Below are 26317 nucleotides of genomic sequence, written 5' to 3'. Positions count from 1 at the left end.
ACGACTGCCGACTGCCGACTGCCGACTGCCGACTGCCGACTGCCGACTGCCGACTGCCGACTGCCGACTGCCGACTGCCGACTGCCGACTGCCGACTGGCGACTGGCGACTGGCGACTGCCGACTGCCGACTGCCGGGCGCCGACCGGCCGCCGAGCGGCGGACGCCGGTCACCGGCCGCCGCGGGCCGCTCCCCACCGGGACCGCGGGCCCCGGCGGGCGGCGTCACAGCAGGCCGACGAAGGCCGCGCCGGCGTCCCGGAGCCGCTCGTGCAGCCCCTGGAACACGGCGGCGGAGCGGGCGCCCGGCCAGCCCTCGGGCAGCAGCCGGGCGGGCAGCCCGGGGTCGGCGTAGGGCAGACGGCGCCAGGAGTCCAGGGCCAGGAGGTAGTCGCGGTAGGCCTCCTCGGGCGGGGTGTCGGAGCGCCGCTCCCAGGCCAGCAGCACGCCGGCGTGCCGGTCGAGGAACGCCTCGTGCTCCTTGGCGATCCCGGCCAGGTCCCACCAGCGCGCCACCGCCTCGGCGGTCGGCGCGAACCCCAGGTGCTCACCGCGGAACAGGTCCACGTACGCGTCCAGGCCCAGCCGTTCGAGCGTGTGCCGGGCCTCCTCGTACAGGCGGGCCGGGGCCACCCACACCCCGGGCGCGGCCGTGCCGAAGCCCAGTCCGGCCAGCCGGGAGCGCAGCACGTGCCGCTTCTGCCGCTCCGACTCCGGCACCGAGAAAACCGCGAGCACCCAGCCCTCGTCCCGCGGCGGCGCCGCGGCGTAGATACGGCGGTCCCCGTCGTCCAGCAGCTGCCGCGCCTGGGGCGACAGCTCGTACCCGGCCGCTCCCCGCGCGGTACGGGCGGGCACCAGCAGCCCGCGCCGCTTCAGCCGGGACACCGACGAGCGCACCGAGGGCGCGTCCACCCCGACCGCGGCCAGCAGCCGGATCAGCTCCGCGACGGGCACCGGCCCCGGCACGAAGCGGCCGTACGCACCGTACAGGGTGACGATGAGGGACCTCGGGGCATGTTGCGCCTGCTGCTCGGACACGTCGATCATGTTAGTTCGTCGGCATCGCTGCTGGTCACCTCAGGTGCGAAGGCGGAACCGCTGGAGCTTTCCGGTGGCCGTGCGCGGCAGCGCGTCCAGGAAGACGATCTCGCGCGGGCACTTGTACGGCGCCAGTTCGCCCCGCACGAAGGAGCGCAGCGCCTCCTCGTCCCGGGCCGCGCCCTCGCGCAGGACGGCGTACGCCACCACGACCTGACCGCGCGAGTCGTCGGGCCGTCCGACGACGGCGGCCTCGACCACGTCGGGATGGCGCAGCAGCGCGTCCTCCACCTCCGGGCCCGCGATGTTGTACCCGGACGAGATGATCATGTCGTCGGCGCGGGCCACGTAGCGGAAGTAGCCGTCCGGCTCGCGGACGTAGGTGTCGCCCGTGACGTTCCAGCCGCCGCGCACGTAGTCGCGCTGCCGCGGGTCGGCGAGGTACCGGCAGCCGACGGGGCCGCGCACGGCGAGCAGACCCGGCTGCCCGTCGGGCACCGGAGCCCCGTGCTCGTCCTGCACGCGGGCCTGCCACCCCGGCACGGGCACCCCCGTGGTCCCGGGCCGGGCGTCCTCGTCGGCGGCGGAGATGAAGATGTGCAGCAGCTCGGTCGCCCCGATGCCGTTGATGAGGCGCAGCCCGGTGCGTTCGTGCCAGGCGTGCCAGGTGGCGGCGGGCAGGTTCTCGCCGGCGGAGACGCAGCGTCTGAGCGAGGAGACGTCGTGGGAGCCGAGCTCGTCCAGCATCGCGCGGTAGGCGGTGGGCGCCGTGAACAGCACGGAGACGCGGTGCTCGGCGATCGCCGGCAACAGCTGCCGTGGACCGGCCTGTTCGAGCAGCAGGGCGCTGGCCCCGGCGCGCAGCGGGAAGACGAGCAGTCCGCCGAGACCGAAGGTGAACCCGAGCGGGGGACTGCCCGCGAAGACGTCGTCCGGGCGCGGTCGCAGCACGTGCCGGGAGAAGGTGTCGGCGATCGCGAGGACGTCGCGGTGGAAGTGCATGCAGCCCTTGGGGCGGCCCGTGGTGCCCGAGGTGAAGGCGATCAGGGCGACGTCGTCGGCGGCGGTGCCGACGGCGGGGTAGGGGAGTGCGGGCGCCGGGCGGCTGCCGAGGTCGCCGGGTCCGTCGCCGCCGTAGGTGGTGACGCGCAGCCCCGGCACGTCCGCCTTCACCAGGTCGTCGACGGAGCGTATGTCGCACAGGGCGTGCCGTACCCGGGCGATCGCGCAGATCGTGCGCAGCTCGTGCGGCCGTTGCTGCGCCAGTACGGTCACCGCGACGGCGCCCGCCTTGAGCACCGCGAGCCAGCAGGCGGCCAGCCACGGCGTGGTGGGGCCGCGCAGCAGCACGCGGTTGCCGGGGACGACGCCCAGGTCGCCGGTGAGGACGTGCGCGACCAGGTCGACGCGGGCGCGCAGCTCGCCGTAGGTCCAGATCTCCCCCGCGGCCGTACGGAACGCCGGGCGGCCGGGGTCGGCGTGGCCGAGCAGCTCGGCGGCGCAGTTCAGCCGGCCCGGCCGGTCCAGCCCGGGGAGGTCGAAACGGAGGTCGGGCCACTGGCCGGGGGGTGGGAGGTGGTCGCGCGCGAAGGTGTCGACGTGGGCCGAGGCCGTCGGCCGTCCGGTGCCGTCCCTGCTGGGGTCCATGGCGGTTCGCCCCCTCGTGGTGGTGGGCTCGCACGGGGGAGCGTATCGTGTTGATGACGGCAGTCAACGCTGCGCGATATCGTCGCTGTGGAGGCCCCTGCCCGGGCCGCGCGCGGGGTGCGCCGCACACCGTGGTGGCGCGCCCGCGGGTGGCCGGCGACGCGCGCCGGAGCCCACCGGCCCACGGACGGGCTGGGGTTCACGGCGGGCTCACGGCGGGCTCGCGGGGAGCCCCCGGGGAGAGAGGACCGGCTGTGCCCGCATTCCAGCTCGACCCGCGGCGGTCCGCCTGGTGCACCGAACTGCGCGCCCTGGCCGCCGGCCGGCTGCGCCCGCTCGCGGAGCAGGGCGAGCCGGGTCGCGTCAACCGCCCGCTCGTCGCCGAACTCGGACGGCTCGGCCTGCTGCGCAGGCTGTTCACCTCAGGCGCCCTGGACCTGTGCCTGATGCGGGAGTCCCTCGCCCAGGCCTGCACCGAGGCCGAGACCGCCCTCGCCCTGCAGGGACTCGGGGCCCACCCCGTGCACGCCCACGGCACCCCCGCCCAGCGGGACCGCTGGCTGCCCGGCGTCGGCGAGGGGACCACCGTCGCCGCCTTCGCGCTGAGCGAGCCGGGGGCGGGGTCGGACGCGGCGGCGCTGGCGCTCTCCGCCCGGCCCGACGGGCCCGGACGCTGGCGGCTCACCGGCGAGAAGTGCTGGATCTCCAACGCGCCCGAGGCCGACGTCTACACCGTCTTCGCGCGCACCGCACCCGGCGCCGGCGCCCGCGACGTGACCGCCTTCCTCGTGCCCGCCACCCGCCCCGGCCTCACCGGCGCCGCGCTGGACATGCTCTCGCCGCACCCCGTCGGCAGCCTGACCTTCGACGGCGTCCCCGTGACCGCCGACGACGTCCTCGGCGAGGTCGACCGCGGCTTCCGCGTGGCCATGGGCACCCTCAACCTCTTCCGGCCGAGCGTCGGCGCCTTCGCCGTCGGCATGGCCCAGGCGGCGCTCGAGGCGACCCTCGCCCACACCGCCCGCCGGGAGGCCTTCGGGGGCAAGCTGGCCGACCTGCAGGCGGTCGCCCATCAGGTCGCCGAGATGGCGCTGCGGACCGAGGCGGCCCGGCTGATGGTGCACGCGGCGGCGTCGGCGTACGACGCCGGCGCCCCGGACGTCCCCCGGCGCTCCGCCATGGCGAAGCTGCTCGCCACCGAGACCGCGCAGTACGTCGTCGACGCCGCCGTCCAACTGCACGGCGCCCGCGCCCTGCGCCGCGGCCACCTGCTCGAACACCTCTACCGCGAGGTGCGCGCCCCGCGGATCTACGAGGGGGCGAGCGAGGTGCAACGGGGCATCATCGCCAAGGAGCTGTACAAGGACGCACCCCGCCCCGGACCGCACGACGGCCCCGACGCGACGGCACACATTCCGGCACCGCCTGCCGCAGAGTTCGCCTCACTCCCGGACGCGGCTGCGGAGTTGGCGCCACGTCCGGACGCGGCAGCGGATCCCCCGCCACGCTCGGACGCGGCTGCGGAGTTGGCGCCACGCTCGGACGCGGCTGCGGAGTTGGCGCCACGCTCGGACGCGGCTGCGGAGTTGGCGCCACGTCCGGGCGCGACCGCGCAGTCCCCCTCTTCGCCGGGCGCGGCCGCGGAGTCCCCGCCACCCCCAGGCGCGACAGCGGAGTACGCGTCACGCCCGGATGCCTCAGGGGAGTTGGCGTCACGCCCGGATGCGGCAGGGGATCCCCCGCCACGCTCGGACGCGGCTGCGGAGTTCGCGTCACGTCCGGACGCGGCAGGGGATCCCCCGCCACGCTCGGACGCGGCTGCGGAGTTGGCGCCACGCCCGGGCGCGACCGCACAGTCCCCCTCATCGCCAGGCGCGGCCGGGGAGTTAGCGTCACCCCCGGATGCGGCGGCGGAGGTGCCGTCACGTGCGGGTGCGGCCGAGGAGTTCGCGTCACGTCCGGGCGAGGCTGCGGATCTCCCGTCACGCCCGGGCGTGACCGCACAGTCCCCCTCATCGCCGGGCGCGACCGCGGAGTCCCCGCCACCGCCAGGCGCAACGGCGGAGTCCCCGTCCCCGCGGGGACGCGTCCGTGGAGGCCCCGTGAGCGCCCGGCACGACCACGGAGGCCCCGTGAGCACCGGAGGCGCCGGGCCGGACGGCCGGGCCGTCCGGGTCAACCCGCCCGGTCTGAGCCCGCCGACGGGCTTCTCGCACGCCGTCGTGGTGACCGGCTCCCGCGTCGTGTTCCTGGCGGGCCAGACCGCCCTCGACGCGGACGGCGAGGTGACCGGGGACACCCTGCCCGAGCAGTTCGAACGGGCCCTGGGCAACCTCCTCGCCGCCCTGCGCGCGGCGGGCGGCACCCCGGCGGACCTGGCCCGCGTCACCGTCTACGCCACCGACGTCGCCGCCTACCGCGCCCACGCCCCCGAACTCGGCCGCGTCTGGCGCCGGCTGGCCGGGCGCGACTATCCGGCGATGGCGGTCGTGCAGGTCGTACGCCTGTGGGACGAGCGGGCGGTGGTGGAACTCGACGGATGCGCGGTACTGCCCTGACGGCGGCCCTGTCGCACGGCTGAGGCGGCGGCCCCCGCACGGACCGCCGCCTCAGCCGTCCCCGCGGCGTCAGTGCCGCCGCGGGCTCACCCCCCGGAGCTCCCTCTCCATCAGCGCCTCGACCCGGCTGAGGGGGATGTCGGGACGCAGGCGGTTCCTCACCGGCGCCACCAGCGGGACCGGGCTCGCGGTGACCGAGCTGCTGGCCCACCGGGGCGTCGCCGTCTTCGGCGTGGCGCGCGGCGAGGAGAACATGCGCACCGTGGTGCGGCGGCTGCGCGAGGAGGGCCCGGAGGTGGACGGAGGCCGCGTCCCCGCGCCGGGGCGCCGGTACGGAAACGCGGCGTCACACGCCGGGGCGTCCCACGGGAAACCGCTCTAATGTGAAGCGAATGCTACGGACTCATGGCAGAGTCGCCAGGATGTGAGACGGAATACGCCATCTGCTTGACCTGGCTGATTCCCGCTGCCAGCCTCCAAGCGTGACGTATTCGGAGAAGTTCGCCGCGCGCCTGCACGTCGACCTGCGACGCCAGGCCAGCGCCCTCTGTGCCGTCTGCCGCTGAGCCGTCCGGCAGGGGGCCCGCACCGCGACGGTGGCTCCCGCCCGAGGTGAGGAATTCCTCCGCGCACCTGCGCGCGGAAGGACAGGCCAGGCCTTTCGGCACCTGAGGCTTCCGCCGCCCCGGAATTCCTTCCACTCCACCTGCGGTCGGCCGATTTTCCTGTCGTGATGCGCCGCTGCGTCATTCGTTCTTCGTCTTGAACACGGTCGCGCATTTCTTTTCCCTTTCCCCGGTCCTCGGCGTCTCTGGTACCGGCTCCCCGGCGTCGCGGAGCGCCCGTCCGCAGCGGCGCCCGTCCGCAGCGGCGGCCTTCCGCACCCGGAAGCCGGTACCGGGCGCCCCGTTCCGCGCGGCTCCTTCGCGTGGGCCGCATCCGTTCCCGGCAGCACCCCCTCCCGCCCCCCACACCACTCACCCAGACCGCTCACCCACAGACTCGAACAGGACGTCCTCATGAGCACGTTGACCTTCCCGGCGAACCGGCGCCAGTTCCTCACCCTGATGGGCCTCTCGGCGGTCGCCGTCGGCTGCGGCACGGCCGTGGGAGGCGGCGGCTCGTCCAAAGGGCAGACCCGGACGGTGCGCTACCAGGGATGGGCGGGCACCGTCACGCCCCCCGAACTCGCCGAGAACCTCGGCTACCTGGAAGACGTGAAGCTGGAATGGGTCGGCAACACGATCAGCGGACCGCAGGACATCCAGTCGGCGGCTACCGGGCAGACCGACGTCGGCGGAGCGTTCAACGGCGCCGTGGTCAAACTCGCCGCACGCAAGGCGCCGATCAAGTCCGTGATCAGCTACTACGGCGTGGACCGGTTCGCGTACAGCGGCTACTACGTGCTCGAGGACAGCCCGATCCGCTCGGCCCGCGACCTGGTCGGCAAGAAGGTCGGCATGAACACCCTCGGCGCGCACGCCGAGGCGATGCTCGACATCTACCTCCAGCGGCAGGGCCTGTCACAGGCCGACATCAAGAAGGTGGAGCCGCTGGCGCTGCCGCCGGTCAACACCGAGGAGTCGCTGCGCCAGAAACACATCGACGTGGCCGTGCTGGGCGGCATCCTGCGCGACAAGGCCCTGGCGACCGGCGGCATACGGCCGCTGTTCACCGACTACCAGCTGCTCGGGGCCTTCTCCGCCGGCACGTACGTCATGACCGAGCGGTTCCTCGAACGCAACCCCGACACCTCCCGCACCTTCGTCACCGGGGTGGCCCGCGCCATCGAATGGGCCCGCGCGACCCCGCGTGAGCAGGTCATCGACCGGATGACCGAGATCGTCAAGAAGCGCGGCCGCGACGAGGACACCGCCCCGCTGCGGTACTGGCAGTCCTACGGAGTGGCCGAGACCGCCGGCCGCATCAACGACGGGGAACTCCAGCTGTGGATCGACTGGCTGGGCGGACGCGGTGACATACCGAAGGGGCGGACCGAGCCGTCCGGCCTGTACACCAACGAGTTCAACGCCTACCGCGCCAAGGCCGGTTCGTCCCCCGCCGCGGACCCGACGCGCCCGGCGCCCTCGGCCACCTCCTCCAGCCGGAGCGGGAGCTGATCCCCATGCCGGAAACCCTCGTACCCAAGATCGAGTTCAGGCAGGTGCGCAAGACGTTCCCCGCCCGGGCCGGTGCGGTGCGCCGCCGCGCCGCCGCCCGGGGGGACGGCGAGTTCACCGCCCTCGACGGCATCGACCTGAGCATCCGGGCCGGCGAGTTCGTCGCCGTGGTCGGCCCCAGCGGCTGCGGCAAGTCCACCCTCCTGGACCTGCTGGGCGGGCTCACCCCGGCGACCGGAGGGCGGATCCTCCTCGACGGGCGACCGGTGACGGGGCCGGGCCTGGACCGCGGCATCGTCTTCCAGCAGTACGCCCTGCTGCCCTGGCGGACCGCCCTGCGCAACGTGGAGTTCGGTCTGGAGGCGACCGGCGTGCCGCGCCGCGAGCGCACCGAACGGGCTCGCGCGTACCTGGACCTGGTCGGGCTGTCCGGCTTCGAGGACCGTCACCCGCACGAGCTGTCCGGCGGCATGCGCCAGCGCGTCGCGATCGCCCGCTCGCTCGCCTACGACCCCGACGTGCTGCTGATGGACGAGCCGTTCGCCGCGCTGGACGCGCAGACCCGCGAATCGCTCCAGGACGAACTGCTGCGCATCTGGCAGCGCACCGGGAAGACCGTCGTCTTCATCACCCACAGCATCGAGGAAGCCGTCTACCTGGGTCAGCGGGTCGCCGTGATGACGTCCCGGCCCGGTCGCGTCAAGCAGGTCGTGCCGATCTCCCTCGGCTCCCGCACCGCGACGGACGACCTGCGTTCCAGCCCCGAGTTCGCACGCTACCGGCACGAGATCTGGACGCTGCTGCACCACGAGGTGACCAGGGCCCAGCAGCTGGAGAAGGAGGAGGTCGCCCCATGAGCCCCGTAAGCGGTCCGACCACGCGCCTCGCGACGGCGCCCGCCAGGCCCACCGCGACGCCCCCGGCCGGCACGGAGCGGGCGACGCCCGCCCGGCCCCGCGACGTGCTGTCGTCACGTCCGCTGCGGGCCGTGCTGGCCGCCGCCACCAAGTCGGCGGCCGTCGCCGCCCTGCTGCTCCTGTGGGAGCTGGCGCCCCGCCTCGCCCTGGTCGACCGGACCTTCCTGCCCCCGTTCAGCGAGGTCGCCCGCGCCTGGTGGGACCTGGCCGCCGACGGCCGGCTCGCCACCCACGCGCAGGCCAGTCTGGTGCGGTCGTTCAGCGGCTTCGGCCTCGCGGTGGTCGTGGCCGTCCCCCTCGGCCTGCTGATCGGCTGGTACCGGCCGGTGGCCGATCTGCTCGGCCCCCTGCTGGAGGTGTTCCGCAACACCGCGGCCCTCGCCCTGCTGCCGGTGTTCGTGCTGCTGCTCGGCATCGGCGAGACCTCGAAGATCTCCATCGTCCTCTACGCCTGCACCTGGCCGATCCTGCTGAACACCATCAGCGCGGTGGGCAACGTCGATCCCACGCTGGTGCGGCTGGCGCGCTCCATGGACCTGTCCGCGCCGCGGCTGTTCCAGAAGGTGATCCTGCCGGCCTCCGTGCCGACGATCTTCACCGGCATCCGGCTGGCGGGCGCGGTCTCCATCCTCGTCCTCGTCGCGGCCGAGATGATCGGCGCCAAGGCCGGCCTCGGCTACCTGATCAACGCCTCGCAGTACAACTTCGCCATCCCGGAGATGTACGCCGGGATCATCACCATCTCCGCCATCGGCGTCCTGTTCAACCAGCTGCTGGTGGCCGTCGAACGGCGCCTGAGTTCCTGGCGCGTGCCCGCCGCACGCTGACGCAGCCGCCCCGCCCGTCCCTCCCAGCGCCCCGAGGAACCTCCATGCCCGCAGCCAGTCCCCGCCGTCTTCACCTCAACGCCTTCCTGATGAACGCCGGCCACCACGACGCCGCCTGGCGGCACCCCCGCACCCAGCCCGGACGCGTCACCGACATCGGCTACTTCCAGCACCTCGCGCGGACCGCCGAGCGCGGGAAGCTCGACTCCGTCTTCTTCGCCGACGGCCTCGCCCTCGCGGGCAAGGTCCGGCACAACGCGCTCGGCGGTCTCGAACCGCTCACCCTGCTGTCCGCGCTCGCCACGGCGACCGAGCGGATCGGCCTGATCGCCACCGTGTCGACCACCTTCAACGAGCCCTTCCACACCGCCCGCAAGTTCGCCTCCCTGGACCACATCAGCGGCGGACGGGCCGGCTGGAACATCGTCACCTCCGCCACCGTCGACGAGGCCCGCAACTTCGGCCGGGACGAGCACCTCGAACACGGCCTGCGCTACGACCGGGCACGGGAGTTCGTCGAGGTCGCCACGGAACTGTGGGACAGCTGGGAGGACGACGCGATCACCCTCGACGTCGACAGCGGGGTCTACGCCGACACCGGCAAGGTGCACCCCATCGAGCACCGCGGCACCCACTTCCGGGTCCGCGGACCGCTCAACGTCCCGCGCGCGCCGCAGGGCCACCCGCTGCTCGTACAGGCCGGCTCCTCCGAGGACGGCAGGGAGTTCGCCGCCCGGTACGCCGAGGCCGTCTTCACCGCGCAGCAGACCCTCGCCGACGCCCAGGCCTTCTACAAGGACCTCAAGAGCCGCCTGGCCCGCTACGGCCGCGCCGAGGACGACGTGCGGATCCTGCCCGGGATCTGCCCCGTCATCGGCTCGACCGAGGCGGAGGCCCGCGCCCTGGAGCAGGAGCTGACCGACCTGCAGGTGCCGGAGTACGGGCTCGCCCAGCTGTCCGGGATGCTCGGCACCGACCTGACCGGCCTGCCGCTGGACGGCCCACTGCCCGCACTGCCCGACGAGCGGGACATCAACGGCAACAAGAGCCGTTTCACGCTGGTCGCCGAACTCGCCCGCCGCGACGGACTGACCCTGCGCGAGCTGATCGCCCGGCTCGGCGGCGGCCGCGGGCACCGCGTCTTCGCGGGCACCCCCGAGCAGGTCGCCGACCAGCTCCAGGAATGGTTCACCCAGGGCGCGGCCGACGGCTTCAACGTCATGCCGCCGTACCTGCCCGGCGGACTGGAGGACTTCGTCGACCACGTCGTGCCGATCCTCCAGGACCGCGGCCTGTTCCGCACCGAGTACACGGGGCGCACCCTGCGCGAGCACTACGGCCTGCCCCGCCCCGCGAACCGGTTCGCCGCAGGCCGGGGAGGAGCCGCGTGAAGGGGCTCGACCTGACGACCGACGTCCTCGTGGTCGGCGGCGGCCCGGCGGCGACCTGGGCCGCCCTCAAGGCCGCCCAGGCCGGCGCGGAGGTCGTCCTCGCCGACAAGGGCCACTGCGGCACCAGCGGCGCGACCGCGTCGGCCGGCACCGGCGTCTGGTACGTGCCGCCGGACCCGGCCGCCCGCGAGGCGGCCATGGCGAGCCGCGAGGAGCTGGGCGGGCGCCTGGACGACCGGCGCTGGAAGCGCCGGGTCCTGGAGCAGACGTACGCGGGCGTCAACGAGCTGGCCGCGGCCGGCCGTTACCCCTTCCCGACGGGCCCGGACGGAACGCAGCTCAGGAACGGCCTCCAGGGGCCCGAGTACATGCGCCGGATGCGCGTCCGCGTCCAGCGCGCCGGCGTGCGCGTCCTCGACCACAGCCCGGTCACCGAACTGCTCACCGACCCGTCCGGGGCGGTCGCCGGAGCGGCCGGGTACCGCCGGCAGGCGGGGGAGCCCTATCGCGTGCGGGCGGGCGCCGTCGTCCTGGCCACGGGAGGCTGCGCGTTCCTCAGCGGCGCGCTCGGCTGCAACGTCGACACCGGCGACGGCGCCCTGCTCGCCGCCGAGACGGGCGCGGAGCTGTCCGGGATGGAGTTCTCCAACGCCTACGGCATCGCACCCGAGGGCACCTCGGTCACCAAGACGGCCTTCTACGCGTTCGCGACCTTCTTCCACGAGGACGGCACCGTCCTGGAGGGCGCCGCGAGCCAGGGCGGCCGGTCCGTGATCGCCCGCGCCCTGCTGCACGAGAAGGTGTACTGCCGTCTCGATCGGGCCGACGAGTCCGCCCGGGGCGCGATGCGGCTGGCCCAGCCCAACTTCTTCCTCCCCTTCGACCGGCTCGGCATCGACCCGTTCACCGAGCGGTTCGCCGTCACGCTGCTCGCGGAGGGCACCGTGCGGGGCACCGGCGGCATCCGCGTCACCGGCGACGACTGCGCCACCACCGTGCCCGGTCTGTACGCGGCCGGCGACGCCGCCACCCGCGAGCTGATCTGCGGCGGCTTCACCGGGGGCGGCAGCCACAACGCGGCCTGGGCCATCTCCTCGGGCACCTGGGCGGGCAAGGGGGCGGCCCGCCACGCGCTCTCCCTCGGCTTCCGCGCCGCGACCCGGAGCCTGCTGCCGGCGGGCGGGGCCGGACTCCGCCCCACCGGCAGGCCCGGACGGCCCGGCGCCCACCGGGAGGTGACCGCGGCCGTGCAGGCCGAGGTGCTGCCGTACGACAAGAACTACCTGCGCCACGGCACCGTCCTCACCGCCTCCCTCGCCGCGCTCGACGCCACCTGGCGCGAGGCCCGCGCCACGCTGCACGCCACGGGCCCCGACGCCGTACGGGCCCGCGAGGCGGCGGCGATGACCGCGCACGCCCGCTGGATGTACGCCTCGGCGCTCGCCCGCACCGAGAGCCGCGGCATGGCGCGGCGCCTGGACTTCCCCGGCCAGGACCCGGCGCAGCGCCACCGCGTGGTCAGCGGCGGGCTCGACGAGGTGTGGACCCGGCCCGAGCCGGTGGCCGCACCGCTGGAGGCCGCGTCGTGATCGAACTCGTCTCCGCCGAGCGCTGCATCGCCTGCGACAAGTGCATCGAGGTCTGCCCGACCAACGTCTTCGACCGGGGCGCGGACGGCGTCCCGGTCCTGGCCCGCCACTCCGACTGCCAGACCTGCTTCCAGTGCGAGGCGAACTGCCCCGCGGACGCCCTCTACGTCGCCCCGCAGACCCGCCCGGCCCCGGCCGGGGACGCCACCGTCACCGACGAGGAGGGCCTGGCGCGGGCCGGACTGCTCGGCAGCTACCGCCGCCGGATCGGCTGGGGGCACGGACGCACCCCGGGCGCCCGGCTGGCCGTCGGCCCGCCGCTGGACCCGCCCGGCGGCCGGGGGCACTCCCTGCCCATCACGTCCTGAGCCCGCGCGACGGCGAGCCTCGGCTCCCTGAGCACCCGCCCCCGGGCTCTCACTCCCCGGGCTCCCACCCTCGCTGGCAGCCCTCCCGCCCGGGGCTCACGCCACCGCACCCCGATCGGCCGCGACGCCTCCTCATCCGCGCCGCGCCGACATCCTTCCGATCGACCAGACCACCAGCCCACCCGCGTCGAAGGGACCGTTCCATGACCTCCACCGTGCCCGCCCCGTCCGCCCCGCCCGCCCCGGAGACCGCAGGGGCGGCCGCCGCCCTGACCGTCACCAGGATCGGGGGCCGCCTCGGTGCCGAGATCTCCGGCGTCCGCCTCGGCGGCGACCTGGACGAGACGACCGTGACCGCGATCCGCGCCGCGATCCTCGAACACAAGGTCGTCTTCTTCCGCGACCAGCACCACCTCGATGCCGGAAGCCACGAGGCGTTCGCCCGCCTCCTGGGCACCCCGGTCGCCCATCCGACCGTGCCCTCCGTCGACGGCCGCTACGCCCTCGGCATCGACAACGAACACGGCGGCCGGGCCAACCAGTGGCACACCGACGTCACCTTCGTCCCCGCCTACCCGGCCTTCTCGATCCTGCGCGCCGAGGTGGTCCCGCCGTACGGCGGCAACACCCTGTGGTCCAACACCGCCGCCGCGTACGCCGAGCTGCCCGAGCCCCTGCGGGTGCTGGCCGACAGCCTCCGCGGTGTCCACACCAACGACTACGACTACGCGGCCGTGCGCCCCGACGCCCCGTCCGAGGCGCTGAGGCAGCACCGGGAAGTGTTCACCTCGACCACCTTCCGCACCGAGCACCCGGTGGTGCGCGTCCACCCCGAGACGGGGGAGCGCACCCTGGTCCTCGGCAACTTCCTGCAGCGGCTCACCGGCTTCGGCGGCCCCGACTCCCGCGCGCTGATCGGTGTGCTCCAGTCCCACGTCGAGCGCCCCGAGAACACGGTGCGCTGGCAGTGGCGCGCGGGCGACGTGGCCGTCTGGGACAACCGCGCCACCCAGCACTACGGCGTGGACGACTCCGACGACCACGAGCGCACCCTGCGCCGCGTCACCCTCGACGGCGACGTCCCGGTCGGCGTGGACGGCCGCCGCTCCGTGCTGCTGTCCCCGGAGACGGTGCCCGAGCCCGCGTACGGCATCGCCTCCGGCGCCTCCACCGACGGGGCGGTCGCCCAGGCGTGACCTGGCAGCCCGGTCCGGATCGGCCCGCAGCGGTCCGGGCCGGCCCGCATCGGTCCGGCCCGGCCCGCAGCGGTCCGGCCCGGCCCGAACGGGTCCGGCCCGGCCCGCAGCGGTCCGGCCCGGGCGGGCGGTACCGGTCGGCCGGGCGGTACGGTCTGGCAGCACGCCCTGCGCCACTGGCTGCTGGTCGACTTGCGGCCCAGGTAGTCCGCGATGCCGCCGCGGGAGGCGTTGCCGGCGGTGATGGCGGCCAGTACGGAGTGGTAGAGAGCGGTGTCGTGGAGTTCGGGCTCCTCCGCCAGCAGGTATCGGACCTCGCGGAACAGGGGGCGGCCGGAGTTGAGGACGGCACGCACCACCCACGCAGGCTCCCGATCTTGCCTCGCAGGTGCTGGCCGGGCCGGCCGTGGCTCATGCGCACCAGTTGGTCCACCGCGAGATCAAACCGGGGAACGTGCGCCGCCAACTACGTCACCGGCCGCGCGGCCCTCGGGAACCGTCAGGCGCAGCCGCGCCGCCAGTTCCAGCCGACGAAGGTGTGACGCAGATCCACCTCGAAGTGGCAGGACGCGGTGCCTTCGGCCGTGATGTCGACGTACGAGTGGTGGGTGTTGGCGTACCAGGTCCCGGTCGCGTCGAAGATGCCCCGGTAGGTGAAGTCCGCGTGTGCCTCGCTGCGGGAGGCGGGGCAGTCAGTGGCACAGTCGACGCCCTCGGTGGCCGACTTCCGCGACCAGCCCGCGTCCCACGGCTCCCGGTTCCACTGTTGGGTGGCGTCGGTGGTCGCGCTCACGACACGGCCGCCGCCGGTGGTCCAGTGCGACGTCACGTACAGGCCGGTCATACGGATGTTGCAGCAGTCGTACATTTCGTTCCAGCTGGAGAGCCGGTGTGCGCCGCTCTCGGTGTCTTCGGTCCGAGCCCCTGCGGCGGTTCCCTCGGCCCGGCCGAGCGGCATCAGCCGCACCTCACCAGGTCGTGGCCTGCAGTCGGCGCCGATCGAGACCTCCTGCTGCACGGCCATGCCCGCTGGCGGCGCGGGCAGTGAGCTCGTCAACCGCAGACCGCCACAGGAGCGGTCGGCCCCCGCTCCGTCGCCGGCGGCGGACGCCGGAACGAAGACGAAGGACAGCACAAGGGCGACGAGCACTGAGCCACAAGCGATCCGGACAGGCAACTGCCCTCCCCTTTTCCCCAGGTGTCGACTCGGCCCGATACCTCCGCGCGGCATCTTGGTTCCCGCTCAGCACATGCCCCTGATCTGCCGGGGCAGTCCAGCGCAGACGCCTCCGCCCTCATCCCCTCTCCCGCCGGCCTGGGACGCGGCCTCCGATGCCGGCGATCTCTGCCGCCCTTCCTGTCGTGCAGCCCCGTCCCTCTGCCAACGACACGGAGTTCCTTCCCCACCGGCAACCACCGGCCAGTCACGCCCGGTTGAACAGCGGCAACGGCATCTGAGCCAATCCGCCCAATCCTCGGCGCACCGCAGTCCGCTGAAATGCCTGATCGGTGCCGTCAGCCGCTTCGACCCGGCCCTGTGTCTCTTCTCGGTGGCGCAACGTGTGGAATGCGTGGCGCCGGGAGCCTTCGAGCCCCGGCCGAAAGTCCCGTCAGGCTTCCCGGAAGCGCCGCCACGTCCCGGCTCGCCGCACATCTGTGCAGGTGACCAGGGACATGGTGGCACCTTTCCCTAAGAACGGTCAGATGTCCCGGAACGTCTCGATCTGGGCCCCGACCGAGTTGAGGCGCTCGGCCAGGTCCTCGTAACCGCGGTTGATGACGTAGACGTTGCGCAGCACCGACGTGCCCTCCGCGGCCATCATCGCCAGCAGGACGACCACGGCGGGGCGCAGCGCCGGCGGGCACATCATCTCGGCGGCGCGCCAGCGGGTCGGGCCCTCGACCAGCACCCGGTGCGGGTCGAGCAACTGCAGGCGGCCGCCGAGGCGGTTGAGGTCCGTCAGGTAGATCGCGCGGTTGTCGTAGACCCAGTCGTGGATGAGCGTCTTGCCCTGCGCGGAGGCCGCGATGGCCGCGAAGAAGGGGACGTTGTCGATGTTCAGGCCGGGGAACGGCATCGGGTGGATCTTGTCGATCGGCGCCTCCAGCTTGGAGGGCCGGACGGTGAGATCCACCAGCCGGGTGCGGCCGTTGTCCGCGAAGTACTCGGCGCCGCGGTCGTGGTCGAGGCCCATCTCCTCCAGGACCGCCAGCTCGATCTCCAGGAACTCGATGGGCACCCGGCGCACCGTCAGCTCCGACTCGGTGACGACGGCGGCGGCCAGCAGGCTCATCGCCTCGACCGGGTCCTCGGACGGCGAGTAGTCGACGTCCACGTCGATGTCCGGCACGCCGTGCACGGTGAGGGTGGTGGTGCCGATGCCCTCGACCCGCACGCCCAGCGCCTCCAGGAAGAAGCACAGGTCCTGGACCATGTAGTTGGAGGAGGCGTTGCGGATGACGGTGACGCCGTCGTGGCGGGCGGCCGCCAGCAGCGCGTTCTCGGTCACGGTGTCGCCGCGCTCGGTCAGCACGATCGGGCGGGCGGGGCGGACGGAGCGGTCCACCTGGGCGTGGTACTGGCCCTCGGTGGCCGCCACCTCCAGGCCGAACCGGCGCAGCGCGATCATGTGCGGCTCGATCGTCCGCGTCCCCAGGTCGCAGCCGCCCGCGTACGGCAGCTTGAAGCGGTCCAGGCGGTGCAGCAGCGGCCCGAGGAACATGATGATGGAGCGGGTGCGGACGGCGGCGTCGGCGTCGATGGCGTCCAGGTCGAGGCCGGCCGGGGGCACGATCTCCAGGTCGGTGCCGTCGTTGATCCAGCGGGTGCGGACGCCGATCGAGTTCAGCACCTCCAGGAGCCGGTAGACCTCCTCGATCCGGGCGACCCGGCGCAGCACCGTGCGCCCCTTGTTGAGCAGCGAGGCGCACAGCAGGGCCACGCAGGCGTTCTTGCTGGTCTTGACGTCGATGGCGCCGGACAGCCGGCGGCCGCCGACCACGCGCAGATGCATCGGACCGGCGTAGCCGAGGGACACGATCTCGCTGTCCAGTGCTTCGCCGATCCGGGCGATCATCTCAAGGCTGATGTTCTGGTTTCCGCGCTCGATGCGGTTGACGGCGCTCTGACTGGTGCCGAGTGCTTCGGCGAGCTGCGCCTGTGTCCAGCCCCGGTGCTGCCGGGCGTCACGGATGAGCCTGCCGATGCGTACGAGGTAGTCGTCTGCCATGAGGCTGAGGCTATCTCACATATGAGATGGCACCTCCTGGGGGGTCCATTCGGGTGACAGGGCGTCAGTGGCGTTTGGCGCTGTGAGTGCGGCGCCACCCGAAAGGTCCGGGCAGATCCATCGATGTCGTACGACGTCCCGTGCTGCTGTGAGTGTGCCGGGGGCCGTTCTTCCCGCCGGTGGTGATGGACCAGGAGCGCTTGTTGATGTTCAGCCGCACCCCCGGAAGGATGCGGAAGCTCTTGCGGAACGTGAGCGGCATGCCGTGCCTCCTTCGCTCGTCCGGGCCTCTCGGGCCCTCTCGTTTCCTTCCGGATACCCCGACTTGGCGTCCTGATGGGCGAACTCTCCGGCCGCTCCCCGGCGGTGACCGATGCCGTGGCCGGCGAGCCGTTGGGCCGATCGGGTGACTCGACCCACCGCACGAGCGCACCCCGGCCGTCGTGGCGCACGAGCGCACCCGGCCGTCATGACGTGTGTGCGCACCCGGCCGTCATGACGTGTGTGCGTACCCCGCCGTCATGACTGACGCGCGCACCCCGGCCGTCACGGCCCGTGCCGCCGCCTCCGCCGTCCCGGCGCGAACCGCCGCCCCACCGGGCAGCCGGGCGGTCACGGGCCGGCCGGCCCGCCAGGGCCTCGCCCCACCGGGCCGCCGGCCGGCCCGCCAGGGTGGGGCATGACCATTCGGCCCCCATGTACTAGAGTTATCTCGACATCGAGATATCTGCCGAGGCGCCCCGCAGCGGCCGACCCTAATAAGGGTGACCTAACTTAGCCTTACCTCAGCGGATCGGCCGATCCGTCCTGGCGGCAGGGTTGCGGTGGTACGCGCACATCAATGAAGGAGACTGTCGTGTCGGCGAACAGCTTCGACGCCCGCAGCACGCTGCAGGTGGGCGACGAGTCGTACGAGATCTTCCGGCTTGACAAGGTCGAGGGCTCGGCCCGACTGCCTTACAGCCTGAAGGTCCTGCTGGAGAACCTGCTCCGCACCGAGGACGGCGCGAACATCACCGCCGACCACATCCGCGCGCTCGGCGGCTGGGACTCCCAGGCCCAGCCCTCGCAGGAGATCCAGTTCACGCCGGCCCGCGTGATCATGCAGGACTTCACCGGCGTGCCCTGCGTCGTCGACCTCGCCACCATGCGCGAGGCCGTCAAGGAGCTCGGCGGCGACCCGGCGAAGATCAACCCGCTCGCCCCGGCCGAGCTCGTGATCGACCACTCCGTCATCGCCGACAAGTTCGGCACCCACGACGCCTTCAAGCAGAACGTCGAGCTGGAGTACGGCCGCAACCGGGAGCGCTACCAGTTCCTGCGCTGGGGCCAGACCGCCTTCGACGAGTTCAAGGTCGTCCCGCCCGGCACCGGCATCGTCCACCAGGTGAACATCGAGCACCTGGCCCGCGTCGTCATGGTCCGCGACGGCAAGGCGTACCCCGACACCCTGGTCGGCACCGACTCGCACACCACGATGGTCAACGGCCTGGGCGTCCTCGGCTGGGGCGTCGGCGGCATCGAGGCCGAGGCCGCCATGCTCGGCCAGCCGGTCTCCATGCTCATCCCGCGCGTCGTCGGCTTCAAGCTCACCGGCGAGCTGCCCGCCGGCACCACCGCCACCGACCTGGTGCTGACCATCACCGAGATGCTCCGCGAGCACGGCGTCGTCGGCAAGTTCGTCGAGTTCTACGGCGAGGGCGTCGCCGCCACCTCGCTGGCCAACCGCGCCACCATCGGCAACATGTCGCCGGAGTTCGGCTCCACCGCCGCGATCTTCCCGATCGACGACGAGACCCTGAACTACCTGCGCCTGACCGGCCGCAGCGAGCAGCAGGTCGCGCTGGTCGAGGCCTACGCCAAGGAGCAGGGCCTCTGGCTCGACCCGGCCGCCGAGCCGGACTTCTCCGAGAAGCTCGAGCTGGACCTGTCCACGGTCGTCCCGTCCATCGCCGGCCCGAAGCGCCCGCAGGACCGCATCGTCCTCGCCCGGGCCGCCGAGCAGTTCAACAGCGACGTGCTGAACTACGTCCAGGCCGGCCTGACCGGCGGCGACGACCGCGAGCCGGGCGTCCCGCAGCAGGAGCAGCCGGCGGGCGTGGCCTCCCCGGTCGACGAGGCGTCCGCCGAGTCCTTCCCGGCCAGTGACGCTCCCGCCTACGGCCGCCAGGAGAACGGCGCCGGCGCCCCGCGCCACTCCGCCGTCGTCGCCGGCCCCGGCCCGTCCGACCCGGTGACCGTCACCGCCCCCGACGGCTCGCAGTACGAGCTGGACCACGGCGCCGTCACCGTCGCGGCCATCACCTCCTGCACCAACACCTCCAACCCGTACGTCATGGTCGGCGCCGCCCTGGTGGCGAAGAAGGCCGTGGAGAAGGGCCTGACCCGCAAGCCATGGGTCAAGACCACCCTCGCCCCGGGCTCCAAGGTCGTCATGGACTACTACGACCGGGCCGGCCTGACCCCGTACCTGGACAAGCTGGGCTTCAACCTGGTCGGCTACGGCTGCACCACCTGCATCGGCAACTCCGGCCCGCTGCCGGAGGAGGTCTCCAAGGCCGTCAACGACAACGACCTCGCCGTCGTCTCCGTGCTGTCCGGCAACCGCAACTTCGAGGGCCGGATCAACCCCGACGTCAAGATGAACTACCTGGCGTCCCCGCCGCTGGTCGTCGCCTACGCCATCGCCGGTTCCATGAAGGTGGACATCACCAAGGACCCGATCGGCACCGACACCGAGGGCAAGCCGGTCTACCTGCAGGACATCTGGCCCTCCGAGCAGGAGGTCAACGAGGTCGTCGCCTCCGCGATCGGCCAGGACATGTTCTCCACCTCCTACCAGGACGTGTTCGCCGGCGACGCCCAGTGGCAGTCGCTGCCGATCCCGACCGGCGACACCTTCGAGTGGGACCCCGAGTCCACCTACGTCCGCAAGCCCCCGTACTTCGAGGGCATGACGACGGACCCGGCCCCGGTCGAGGACATCGCCGGCGCCCGGGTGCTCGCCAAGCTCGGCGACTCGGTCACCACCGACCACATCTCCCCGGCCGGTGCCATCAAGGCCGACACCCCGGCGGGCCAGTACCTCACCGAGCACGGCGTCGAGCGCCGCGACTTCAACTCCTACGGTTCCCGCCGCGGCAACCACGAGGTGATGATCCGCGGTACGTTCGCCAACATCCGCCTGCGCAACCAGATCGCGCCGGGCACCGAGGGCGGCTACACGCGGGACTTCACGCAGGAGGGCGGCCCGGTCTCCTTCATCTACGACGCGTCGCAGAACTACCAGGCCGCCGGCATCCCGCTGGTCGTCCTGGCCGGCAAGGAGTACGGCTCCGGCTCGTCCCGCGACTGGGCCGCGAAGGGCACCGCGCTGCTCGGCGTCAAGGCCGTCGTCGCCGAGTCCTACGAGCGCATCCACCGCTCGAACCTCATCGGCATGGGCGTCCTGCCGCTGCAGTTCCCGGAGGGCCAGAACGCCGAGTCGCTCGGCCTGACCGGCGAGGAGACCTTCTCCATCTCCGGCGTCACCGAGCTCAACGAGGGCACCACGCCCCGCACGGTCAAGGTCAGCACCGACACCGGTGTGGAGTTCGACGCGGTCGTCCGCATCGACACCCCCGGTGAGGCCGACTACTACCGCAACGGCGGCATCATGCAGTACGTGCTGCGCAGCCTGATCCGCAAGTAGGCGCGAAGGGCACGGCGCGGGAGAGGGCCGCGTCCCCGGCGACGGGGGCGCGGCCCTTCGCCGTTCCATGGCGGGAACAGGATCGGCGGCCCCGCCGCGGGCCGCTCCCGCCCCGCTCCCGCCGGTACGTCACTCCGAAGGCGCCGGTCCGGTGGGCCGGGTGGGCATGGCCAGATGGGCCAGGTCGCCCGGCGGCGGGGTCGTCACCGGCCACAGCGGAGCGGGCGTGCCGTCGGCGACCGCGGCCGGGGCGTCGGTGAGGTTCATGCGCTCGCGCAGCCGGCCGTAGAAGTCCATGGGCCCCAGACGCACCGCGCGCAGCCTGCGGGGCGCCGCGTACACGCCGATCCAGTCCCCGGGGTCGAGGACGCCGCGCACCTGGCCGTCGATGCTGACGGCGGCCCGGCCGGAGCGTTCCAGCACCCGGAACCCGATGGGTTCGTCCGGGGCCGCGACGACCGAGCGGTTGAACGCCATGTGCGGTGCCACCGGGGTGAAGACGAGACCCTCCGCCCGCGGTGAGACGACGGGGCCGCCGGCGGCGAAGCTGTAGGCGGTGGAGCCGGTGGGCGTGGCCACCATGAGCGCGTCCGCGGAGTAGGACGCCAGCAGGCGGCCGGCGAGGTAGACGCCGACCGACACCTGCCGGTCCCGGGAGAGCTTCTCCAGCACCACGTCGTTCAGGGCGGCCACGTCCAGGGCGACGCCCCACTCGCCACCGGCCTCGCAGTCGGCGCGCACACGCGGAGCCGGCAGCAGCGGGCCGCGGCCGTAGCGCATGAGGGTCTCCATGTCCGAGGGCACCTCCAGACGGCGTGAGGAGCGCATGGTGAGCAGCATGCGCTCCTCGACCTCCAGCCCGCCCTCGTGCACGGCGTCCAGCGCCGCGCGCACCCCCGTCACGGGCACCTCCGTCAGGAAGCCCACCCGGCCCAGGTCGACACCGAGGACGAGGGCGTCGATGGCGGCCGCGAGCCGGGCGCCCCGCAGGAAGGTGCCGTCGCCGCCCAGGGTGACGATGAGGTCGGGGTTGCCGGCCGCCGCGACCTCGTCCCGGGCACTGCGCCGCCCGGCGCCGTGCCACACGTCGATGTCCGTGCACGGCACGTCCTGTTCGGCGCACCAGGTCCGGACGGTGTCCGCGGCCTCCGCGGCCTCCGCGCGCCCGCCGTGCACGACCAGGCCGATCCGGTTGACCGTCATGTCCGTCTCCCCGCCACCTCGCCGTCCAGGGACCCATACGACCGCCGAGGCGGCCGCGACCCGCCGCCGGCCCCGTGCGTTTGCCGCCTCGGTGGCGGGCGCACGGGGCGCCGGCCGCGGCCACCGACCGGGTGCCCGCCACCGGTGACCCGACGCAGGCCATCCTCACCACCGCCGGTCCGCGCCCCGCGACGCCACGCCGCCGCGGGACGACGACTGCCCGGGACGGCGGGGTGGTGCCGGCGCGTCCGACGGGCGGCCCGGCGCGTCCGGCGCGTCCGACGGGCGGCCCGGCGCGTCCGGCGCGTCCGACGGGCGGCCCGGCGCCGCCACCGGCCGAGGCGGCACGGCGAAGGGGGCGGGCCCGGCGGGCCCGCCCCCTCACTCCTGCCGGTGCGCGTCAGCCCAGCAACTCCACCTCCGCCAGCGTCGCCTCGCCGTCGAGGACCAGGCGGTACTTCTGGTACGCCCCCGGGGCGGCGAGGGTGAACGGCCTGGTCTGCCTGGCCCAGGCGAAGGACTCGCCGGAGCGCCGGTCGACCGTCTTCCACGTGGTGCCGTCGGCGGACGCCTGGAGCGTCCAGCCGGTGGGCGCCTTCGCGCGGTCCGCCGACGACGTCAGCGTGTACTGGACCGCCTTGGCGCCCCGGGCGGCCGGCAGGTCCACCGCCGTCACCGTCGCGCTCGTCGCCGACGTGTCGTCGAACAGGGCGCCGTCACCCTTCAGCACGTCCGCCCGCGGCGCCGGGACCTCGTCGCCGGTCGTGATCGACACCGGCGCCGCGTTCTTGCCGGTGCCCCACGACGACGGCCGCGGGCCCATGTCGAACTGGACGACGCCGCCCTTGGACAGCAGCGAGTGCGGCAGGGACGTCGACGTCCAGGCGTGGCCGTCGACCTTCACGCCCTGCACGTAGATGTTCTTGCGGCTGTTGCGCGGCGCGTCGACCACCAGGTCCCGCCCGTTGTCCAGGTGCACGGTGGCCTTGCTGAACAGCGGGGAGCCGATGGCGTACTCGCCGCTGCCCATCACCAGCGGGTAGAAGCCGAGCGCGGAGAACAGGTACCAGGCCGACTGCTCGCCGTTGTCCTCGTCGCCGTGGTAGCCCTGCCCGATCTCGCTGCCGACGTAGAGCCGGGACAGCGCCTCACGGACCTTCTCCTGCGCCTTCCAGGGCTGCCCGGCCGCGTCGTACATGTAGAGCACGTGGTGCGCGACCTGGTTGGAGTGGCCGTACTGGCCCATCCGCACGTCCCGCGCCTCCGTCATCTCGTGGATGACCCCGCCGTAGGAGCCGGTGAACTCGGAGGAGGCGGTCTCCGGGGTGGCGAAGTACTCGTCCAGCTTGTCCGCCAGGCCCTTGCGGCCGCCGTAGAGGTTCGCCAGGCCCCGGCTGTCCTGCGGGGCGGTGAAGGCGTAGCCCCAGCCGTTGGTCTCGGTGTAGTCGTAGCCCCACACGCGCGGGTCGTACTCGGCGGAGTCCACCCGCCAGTCGCCGTCGGCGTCGCGGCCCTGGAAGAAGCCCGCCTTCGAGTCGAACAGCTTCACGTAGTCCTGGGCGCGGTTGCGGAAGTACCGCGACTCGTCCAGGTAGTGCTTCTGCCCGGTCCTGCGGTACAGGTCCTCGCCCATCCGCGCGATGCCGTAGTCGTTGACGTAGCCCTCCATCGCCCACGACAGGCCCTCGTGCGTGTCGGTGCTCGTGTAGCCGAGGAAGGGGGAGGTGCTCATGCCCTTGCGGCCCACACCGGAGGCCGGGGGCACCACCGTGGCGTTCTTCAGGGCCGCGTCGTAGGCCGCCTTCGCGTCGAAGCGGACGCCCTTGACGTAGGCGTCGGCGAAGGCGACGTCCGAGGACGTGCCCGTCATCAGGTCCGCGTAGCCGGGGGAGGACCAGCGCGAGGTCCAGCCGCCGTCCTTGTACTGCTGGACGAACCCGTCGACCATCTCGCCCGCCTGGCCCGGCGTCAGGAAGGAGTACGCGGGCCAGGTGGTCCGGTAGGTGTCCCAGAAGCCGTTGTTCACGTACACCTTGCCGTCGACGATCCTCGCGCCGGTGTGCGTCGGGGTGTCCGCGCCGGTCGCCGGCGAGAAGGGGGAGGCGTAGCGGTAGGTCCCGCCGGCCTTCTCGAAGCCGGAGTTCGGGTACAGGTACAGCCGGTACAGGCTGGAGTACAGCGTCGTCAGCTGGTCCGGGGTCGCGCCCTGGACCTCGACCTTGCCGAGGATGCCGTCCCAGGCCCGCTGGGCGCGCTTCTTGACCGTGTCGAAGGAGGTGCCCTCCGGTATCTCCTGGCGCAGGTTGTCCCTGGCCTGGTCGACACTGATCAGCGAGGTGGCCAGGCGCAGCGTGACGGTGCGGTCGGCGCCCGCGGCGAAGCGCAGGTGGCCCTTGACGCCGCTGGAGGAGCCGTCCGTCACCGGCTTGTCGAACACGCCGTAGACGAAGAGCCGGGTCGCGCCGGTCGACAGCCCGGACTTCACGTCCGAGTAGCCGGTGACCGTTCCGTGCTCCTTGTCCAGGGTCAGGCCCGCCTGGTCGGTGACGTTGTCGAAGACGACGCCGGCGTCGTCACCCGGGTAGGTGAAGCGCAGCGCCGCCGCGTGGTCGGTCGGCGCCATCTCCGCCTTCAGCCCGTTCTCGAACCGCACCCCGTAGTAGTACGGGCGTGCGGTCTCGTTCTCGTGCCGGAAGGCGAGCGCCCGGGCCGTGCGGCCGGTGTCCGGGGTGCCGGACGCGGCGGACGGCATCACCTGGAACGTCTGCCGGTCGCCCATCCACGGGCTCGGTTCGTGACTGGCGGCGAACGCCTGGATCGTCGGCAGGTTGGCGGTGTTGTTCGCACGCGCGTACTCGTACAGCCAGCTCAGCGAGGAGGCGTTCGTCACCGGCGTCCAGAAGTTGAAGCCGTGCGGGACGGCCGTCGCCGGGAAGTTGTTGCCGCGCGAGAAGCTGCCGCTGGAGTTGGTGCCGCGGGTGGTCAGCGCGTAGTCCGACAGGTGCGCCTTGCGCTTCTCGGGGGCGACCGGACGGATCGTCACGTCGTCCAGCCAGCCGCGGAACCTGGCCGGGCCGGTGGGGGAGTCGTAGGCGAGGAGGACGCGGTCGACCGTCTTGCCGGCGGCCACCGTGCCGATCGACGCCTCCACGTTGTTCCACTGGTTCGCGTACAGCGTCTTCGCCGCGCCCTGGCCCCGGGGGGTCAGCGCGAAGCCGTGGGCGTCGGTGGCGCCCAGGTCGCTGAGGTACGTGCCGTCGGTGAAGGCCAGGTCGACGGCGACGTTCGTGGCGTCGTAGTCGTGGTCGCCGTCCGCCATCGACGGGAAGACGCGGTACGACAGGCGGGTGTCGCGGGCCACCCTGACGTCGACGTCGAAGACCTTGTTGTAGGAGTGCGCCGGCCCGGTCGCCGTGTGCCGTCCGACGTAGCGCAGGGCCCTGGTCCCGGTGAAGCCGGCCCCGGCCTTCGCGGTCGGCGAGCCGGCCGGGCCGCGGTCGACGAGCGTCAGCATGTCCTGCGGGACGGGCCCGTCGCCGCCGCCGGTGGAGAACTGGACGTCGGCGAGCTGGAGGATGCCGGAGGCGCCGTTGTTCTTCGTCACCTCCAGCCGGAAGTGCTGGTACTCGGCCGGCTCGGCGAGGGTGAACGTCCTCGTCTGCAACCGCGCGGAGAACGCCTCCCCGGAGCGGGTGTCGAGCGTCTTCCAGTCCTTGCCGTCGGCGGAGCCCTTCAGGGTCCAGTCCCTGGGGTCCCGCTCGGCGTAGTCGTTGGCCGAGGTGAGGGCGTACTGCGTGATCCGCACCGGCTTGTCGAGGTCGAACTCGACCCAGCCGGTGGGGCGGAACGTCAGCCACTTGGTGGCGGACTCGCCGTCGGCGAGGTTCTGCGCCACCTCTCCCGAGCCCGCGTTCTCGCTGTCGGCCCGGACCTCGGTGACGTGGTCGTTCACATTCCCCGGAACGCCCGAGCTATAGCCGCCGTCCACACCCGACGCCCGCTTGCTGCCGTCCGGCGCGGTGTCGACGGTGTTCAGCCAGTCCGGCGCCGGGTCGTCCGCCTCGAACGAGGATGCGAACTCCGTGGCCGGGGCCCTGCCGGGCAGGGCGACCGCGGCCCCCTGGGATCCGGCGGCCATGACGAAGGCGGCCGTGACGACGACCGCCGGACCCCATCTGTGCCGTGCTCTGCGATGCATACGAAGGCACCCCTCCCTGTCTGTGGCCCGTCCGCCTGCGGGGGTGCCCGGCCCCGCGCCGAGGGAGCGCCTGCGGGGCCCCACGGGCTCCCACGTGGTCGCACGCCCGGCACGAGGCCGCCCCCACGGCTCGCGAGCGAGCGCCGGACAACGTTGTCACCTCTGTGCGCACGACCAGTAGGGGTCAAGTGGCCTGGGATGTCAAGGGTGTTGTGGGGGATATTCCGGCGCAAAGCCGCGGAATCATCCGTCGGGGAACGCGTGGACGGCCCGTATTTCCGCGAGGTCTCAACTCGGAAAAGACCATCGGCGAACCTTGCATTCGATCTTGCTCCGTCGGCC

The 26317-nt window shown here is 73.0% G+C and carries 18 protein-coding genes and 2 pseudogenes; 12 read left to right on the top strand and 8 right to left on the bottom strand.

Annotated features, from left to right (window positions below):
• Positions 1-224: 224 nt before the first annotated feature.
• On the bottom strand, positions 225-1049 hold the full coding sequence (locus ABZ920_RS24225; protein ID WP_361508633.1) for a PaaX family transcriptional regulator C-terminal domain-containing protein: 825 nt from the start codon (positions 1047-1049) through the stop codon (positions 225-227).
• Positions 1050-1079: 30 nt separating this feature from the next.
• The gene (locus tag ABZ920_RS24220) at positions 1080-2687 is read right to left on the bottom strand and encodes an AMP-binding protein (RefSeq protein ID WP_361508631.1); all 1608 of its coding nucleotides are present in this window, start codon (positions 2685-2687) and stop codon (positions 1080-1082) included.
• Between the two features lie 254 nt (positions 2688-2941).
• Here ABZ920_RS24220 and ABZ920_RS24215 point away from each other — a divergent pair.
• From ABZ920_RS24215 to ABZ920_RS24165, 11 genes and pseudogenes are all read left to right on the top strand, one after another.
• Positions 2942-4048 (top strand): annotated as a pseudogene (locus ABZ920_RS24215) (acyl-CoA dehydrogenase); the annotation flags it as partial.
• A gap of 555 nt (positions 4049-4603) precedes the next feature.
• Positions 4604-5245, top strand: a complete 642-nt coding sequence (locus ABZ920_RS24210) for a Rid family hydrolase (protein WP_361508678.1) — start codon at positions 4604-4606, stop codon at positions 5243-5245.
• A gap of 136 nt (positions 5246-5381) precedes the next feature.
• Positions 5382-5627: a hypothetical protein gene (locus ABZ920_RS24205; protein ID WP_361508628.1), complete on the top strand. Its 246-nt coding sequence runs from the start codon at positions 5382-5384 to the stop codon at positions 5625-5627.
• Positions 5628-5727: 100 nt separating this feature from the next.
• Complete coding sequence (locus ABZ920_RS24200) at positions 5728-5811, top strand: putative leader peptide (RefSeq protein ID WP_361508675.1); 84 nt, start codon at positions 5728-5730, stop codon at positions 5809-5811.
• 453 nt (positions 5812-6264) lie between these two features.
• Entirely contained in the window at positions 6265-7365 is a 1101-nt protein-coding gene (locus ABZ920_RS24195; RefSeq protein ID WP_361508625.1) for an ABC transporter substrate-binding protein, read from the top strand.
• A gap of 5 nt (positions 7366-7370) precedes the next feature.
• Positions 7371-8222: an ABC transporter ATP-binding protein gene (locus tag ABZ920_RS24190; RefSeq protein ID WP_361508622.1), complete on the top strand. Its 852-nt coding sequence runs from the start codon at positions 7371-7373 to the stop codon at positions 8220-8222.
• Positions 8219-9109 carry an ABC transporter permease gene (locus tag ABZ920_RS24185; protein ID WP_361508619.1) on the top strand — a complete coding sequence of 297 codons (891 nt, stop codon included), beginning with the start codon at positions 8219-8221 and terminating at the stop codon, positions 9107-9109. Before ABZ920_RS24190 ends, ABZ920_RS24185 begins: the two co-directional genes overlap by 4 nt.
• A 44-nt stretch (positions 9110-9153) precedes the next feature.
• Positions 9154-10500 carry an LLM class flavin-dependent oxidoreductase gene (locus tag ABZ920_RS24180; RefSeq protein ID WP_361508616.1) on the top strand — a complete coding sequence of 449 codons (1347 nt, stop codon included), beginning with the start codon at positions 9154-9156 and terminating at the stop codon, positions 10498-10500.
• Positions 10497-12089, top strand: a complete 1593-nt coding sequence (locus tag ABZ920_RS24175; RefSeq protein WP_361508613.1) for an FAD-binding protein — start codon at positions 10497-10499, stop codon at positions 12087-12089. The genes ABZ920_RS24180 and ABZ920_RS24175 overlap by 4 nt, the downstream gene beginning before the upstream one ends.
• Positions 12086-12457, top strand: coding sequence for a ferredoxin family protein (locus ABZ920_RS24170; protein WP_361508611.1), 372 nt, complete (start codon positions 12086-12088; stop codon positions 12455-12457). The genes ABZ920_RS24175 and ABZ920_RS24170 overlap by 4 nt, the downstream gene beginning before the upstream one ends.
• Positions 12458-12660: 203 nt before the next feature.
• Entirely contained in the window at positions 12661-13653 is a 993-nt protein-coding gene (locus tag ABZ920_RS24165; RefSeq protein ID WP_361508608.1) for a TauD/TfdA family dioxygenase, read from the top strand.
• Positions 13654-13838: 185 nt separating this feature from the next.
• On the opposite strand, the pseudogene ABZ920_RS24160 reads toward ABZ920_RS24165, so the two are convergent.
• The 4 genes and pseudogenes from ABZ920_RS24160 to ABZ920_RS24145 all read right to left on the bottom strand — a co-directional run.
• Positions 13839-14015: pseudogene (locus ABZ920_RS24160) on the bottom strand (ATP-binding protein); the annotation flags it as partial.
• Between the two features lie 137 nt (positions 14016-14152).
• A complete protein-coding gene (locus ABZ920_RS24155; protein WP_361508605.1) occupies positions 14153-14803 on the bottom strand; it encodes a hypothetical protein in 651 nt (216 codons plus the stop codon).
• 550 nt (positions 14804-15353) lie between these two features.
• Positions 15354-16883, bottom strand: coding sequence for a UDP-N-acetylglucosamine 1-carboxyvinyltransferase (locus ABZ920_RS24150; protein ID WP_361508602.1), 1530 nt, complete (start codon positions 16881-16883; stop codon positions 15354-15356).
• 64 nt (positions 16884-16947) lie between these two features.
• Positions 16948-17145 carry a DUF4236 domain-containing protein gene (locus ABZ920_RS24145; RefSeq protein ID WP_361508599.1) on the bottom strand — a complete coding sequence of 66 codons (198 nt, stop codon included), beginning with the start codon at positions 17143-17145 and terminating at the stop codon, positions 16948-16950.
• 594 nt (positions 17146-17739) lie between these two features.
• Between ABZ920_RS24145 and ABZ920_RS24140 the strand changes: the two genes are divergently transcribed.
• Complete coding sequence (locus tag ABZ920_RS24140) at positions 17740-20574, top strand: aconitate hydratase (RefSeq protein WP_361508596.1); 2835 nt, start codon at positions 17740-17742, stop codon at positions 20572-20574.
• Positions 20575-20703: 129 nt separating this feature from the next.
• Here ABZ920_RS24140 and ABZ920_RS24135 read toward each other — a convergent pair whose 3' ends face one another.
• The gene (locus tag ABZ920_RS24135) at positions 20704-21777 is read right to left on the bottom strand and encodes an NAD(+)/NADH kinase (protein ID WP_361508593.1); all 1074 of its coding nucleotides are present in this window, start codon (positions 21775-21777) and stop codon (positions 20704-20706) included.
• Positions 21778-22177: 400 nt separating this feature from the next.
• The gene (locus ABZ920_RS24130; protein WP_361508590.1) at positions 22178-25975 is read right to left on the bottom strand and encodes a GH92 family glycosyl hydrolase; all 3798 of its coding nucleotides are present in this window, start codon (positions 25973-25975) and stop codon (positions 22178-22180) included.
• Positions 25976-26317 lie beyond the last annotated feature (342 nt).

The organism is Streptomyces sp. NPDC046831, assembly GCF_040645305.1.
In the GTDB taxonomy this organism is placed as follows: Bacteria; Actinomycetota; Actinomycetes; order Streptomycetales; family Streptomycetaceae; genus Streptomyces.
The sequence above is the reverse complement of the archived record's forward strand: the minus strand, read 5'-3'. Positions and strand labels throughout refer to the sequence as shown.

Excerpts from the sequence above, each read along its gene's own strand:
- ABZ920_RS24225 (WP_361508633.1), bottom strand. The coding sequence starts at position 1,049 with ATGATCGACGTGTCCGAGCAGCAGGCGCAACATGCCCCGAGGTCCCTC.
- ABZ920_RS24220 (WP_361508631.1), bottom strand. The coding sequence starts at position 2,687 with ATGGACCCCAGCAGGGACGGCACCGGACGGCCGACGGCCTCGGCCCAC.
- ABZ920_RS24205 (WP_361508628.1), top strand. The coding sequence starts at position 5,382 with ATGTCGGGACGCAGGCGGTTCCTCACCGGCGCCACCAGCGGGACCGGG.
- ABZ920_RS24195 (WP_361508625.1), top strand. The coding sequence starts at position 6,265 with ATGAGCACGTTGACCTTCCCGGCGAACCGGCGCCAGTTCCTCACCCTG.
- ABZ920_RS24190 (WP_361508622.1), top strand. The coding sequence starts at position 7,371 with ATGCCGGAAACCCTCGTACCCAAGATCGAGTTCAGGCAGGTGCGCAAG.
- ABZ920_RS24185 (WP_361508619.1), top strand. The coding sequence starts at position 8,219 with ATGAGCCCCGTAAGCGGTCCGACCACGCGCCTCGCGACGGCGCCCGCC.
- ABZ920_RS24180 (WP_361508616.1), top strand. The coding sequence starts at position 9,154 with ATGCCCGCAGCCAGTCCCCGCCGTCTTCACCTCAACGCCTTCCTGATG.
- ABZ920_RS24165 (WP_361508608.1), top strand. The coding sequence starts at position 12,661 with ATGACCTCCACCGTGCCCGCCCCGTCCGCCCCGCCCGCCCCGGAGACC.
- ABZ920_RS24150 (WP_361508602.1), bottom strand. The coding sequence starts at position 16,883 with ATGGCAGACGACTACCTCGTACGCATCGGCAGGCTCATCCGTGACGCC.
- ABZ920_RS24145 (WP_361508599.1), bottom strand. The coding sequence starts at position 17,145 with ATGCCGCTCACGTTCCGCAAGAGCTTCCGCATCCTTCCGGGGGTGCGG.
- ABZ920_RS24135 (WP_361508593.1), bottom strand. The coding sequence starts at position 21,777 with ATGACGGTCAACCGGATCGGCCTGGTCGTGCACGGCGGGCGCGCGGAG.
- ABZ920_RS24130 (WP_361508590.1), bottom strand. The coding sequence starts at position 25,975 with ATGCATCGCAGAGCACGGCACAGATGGGGTCCGGCGGTCGTCGTCACG.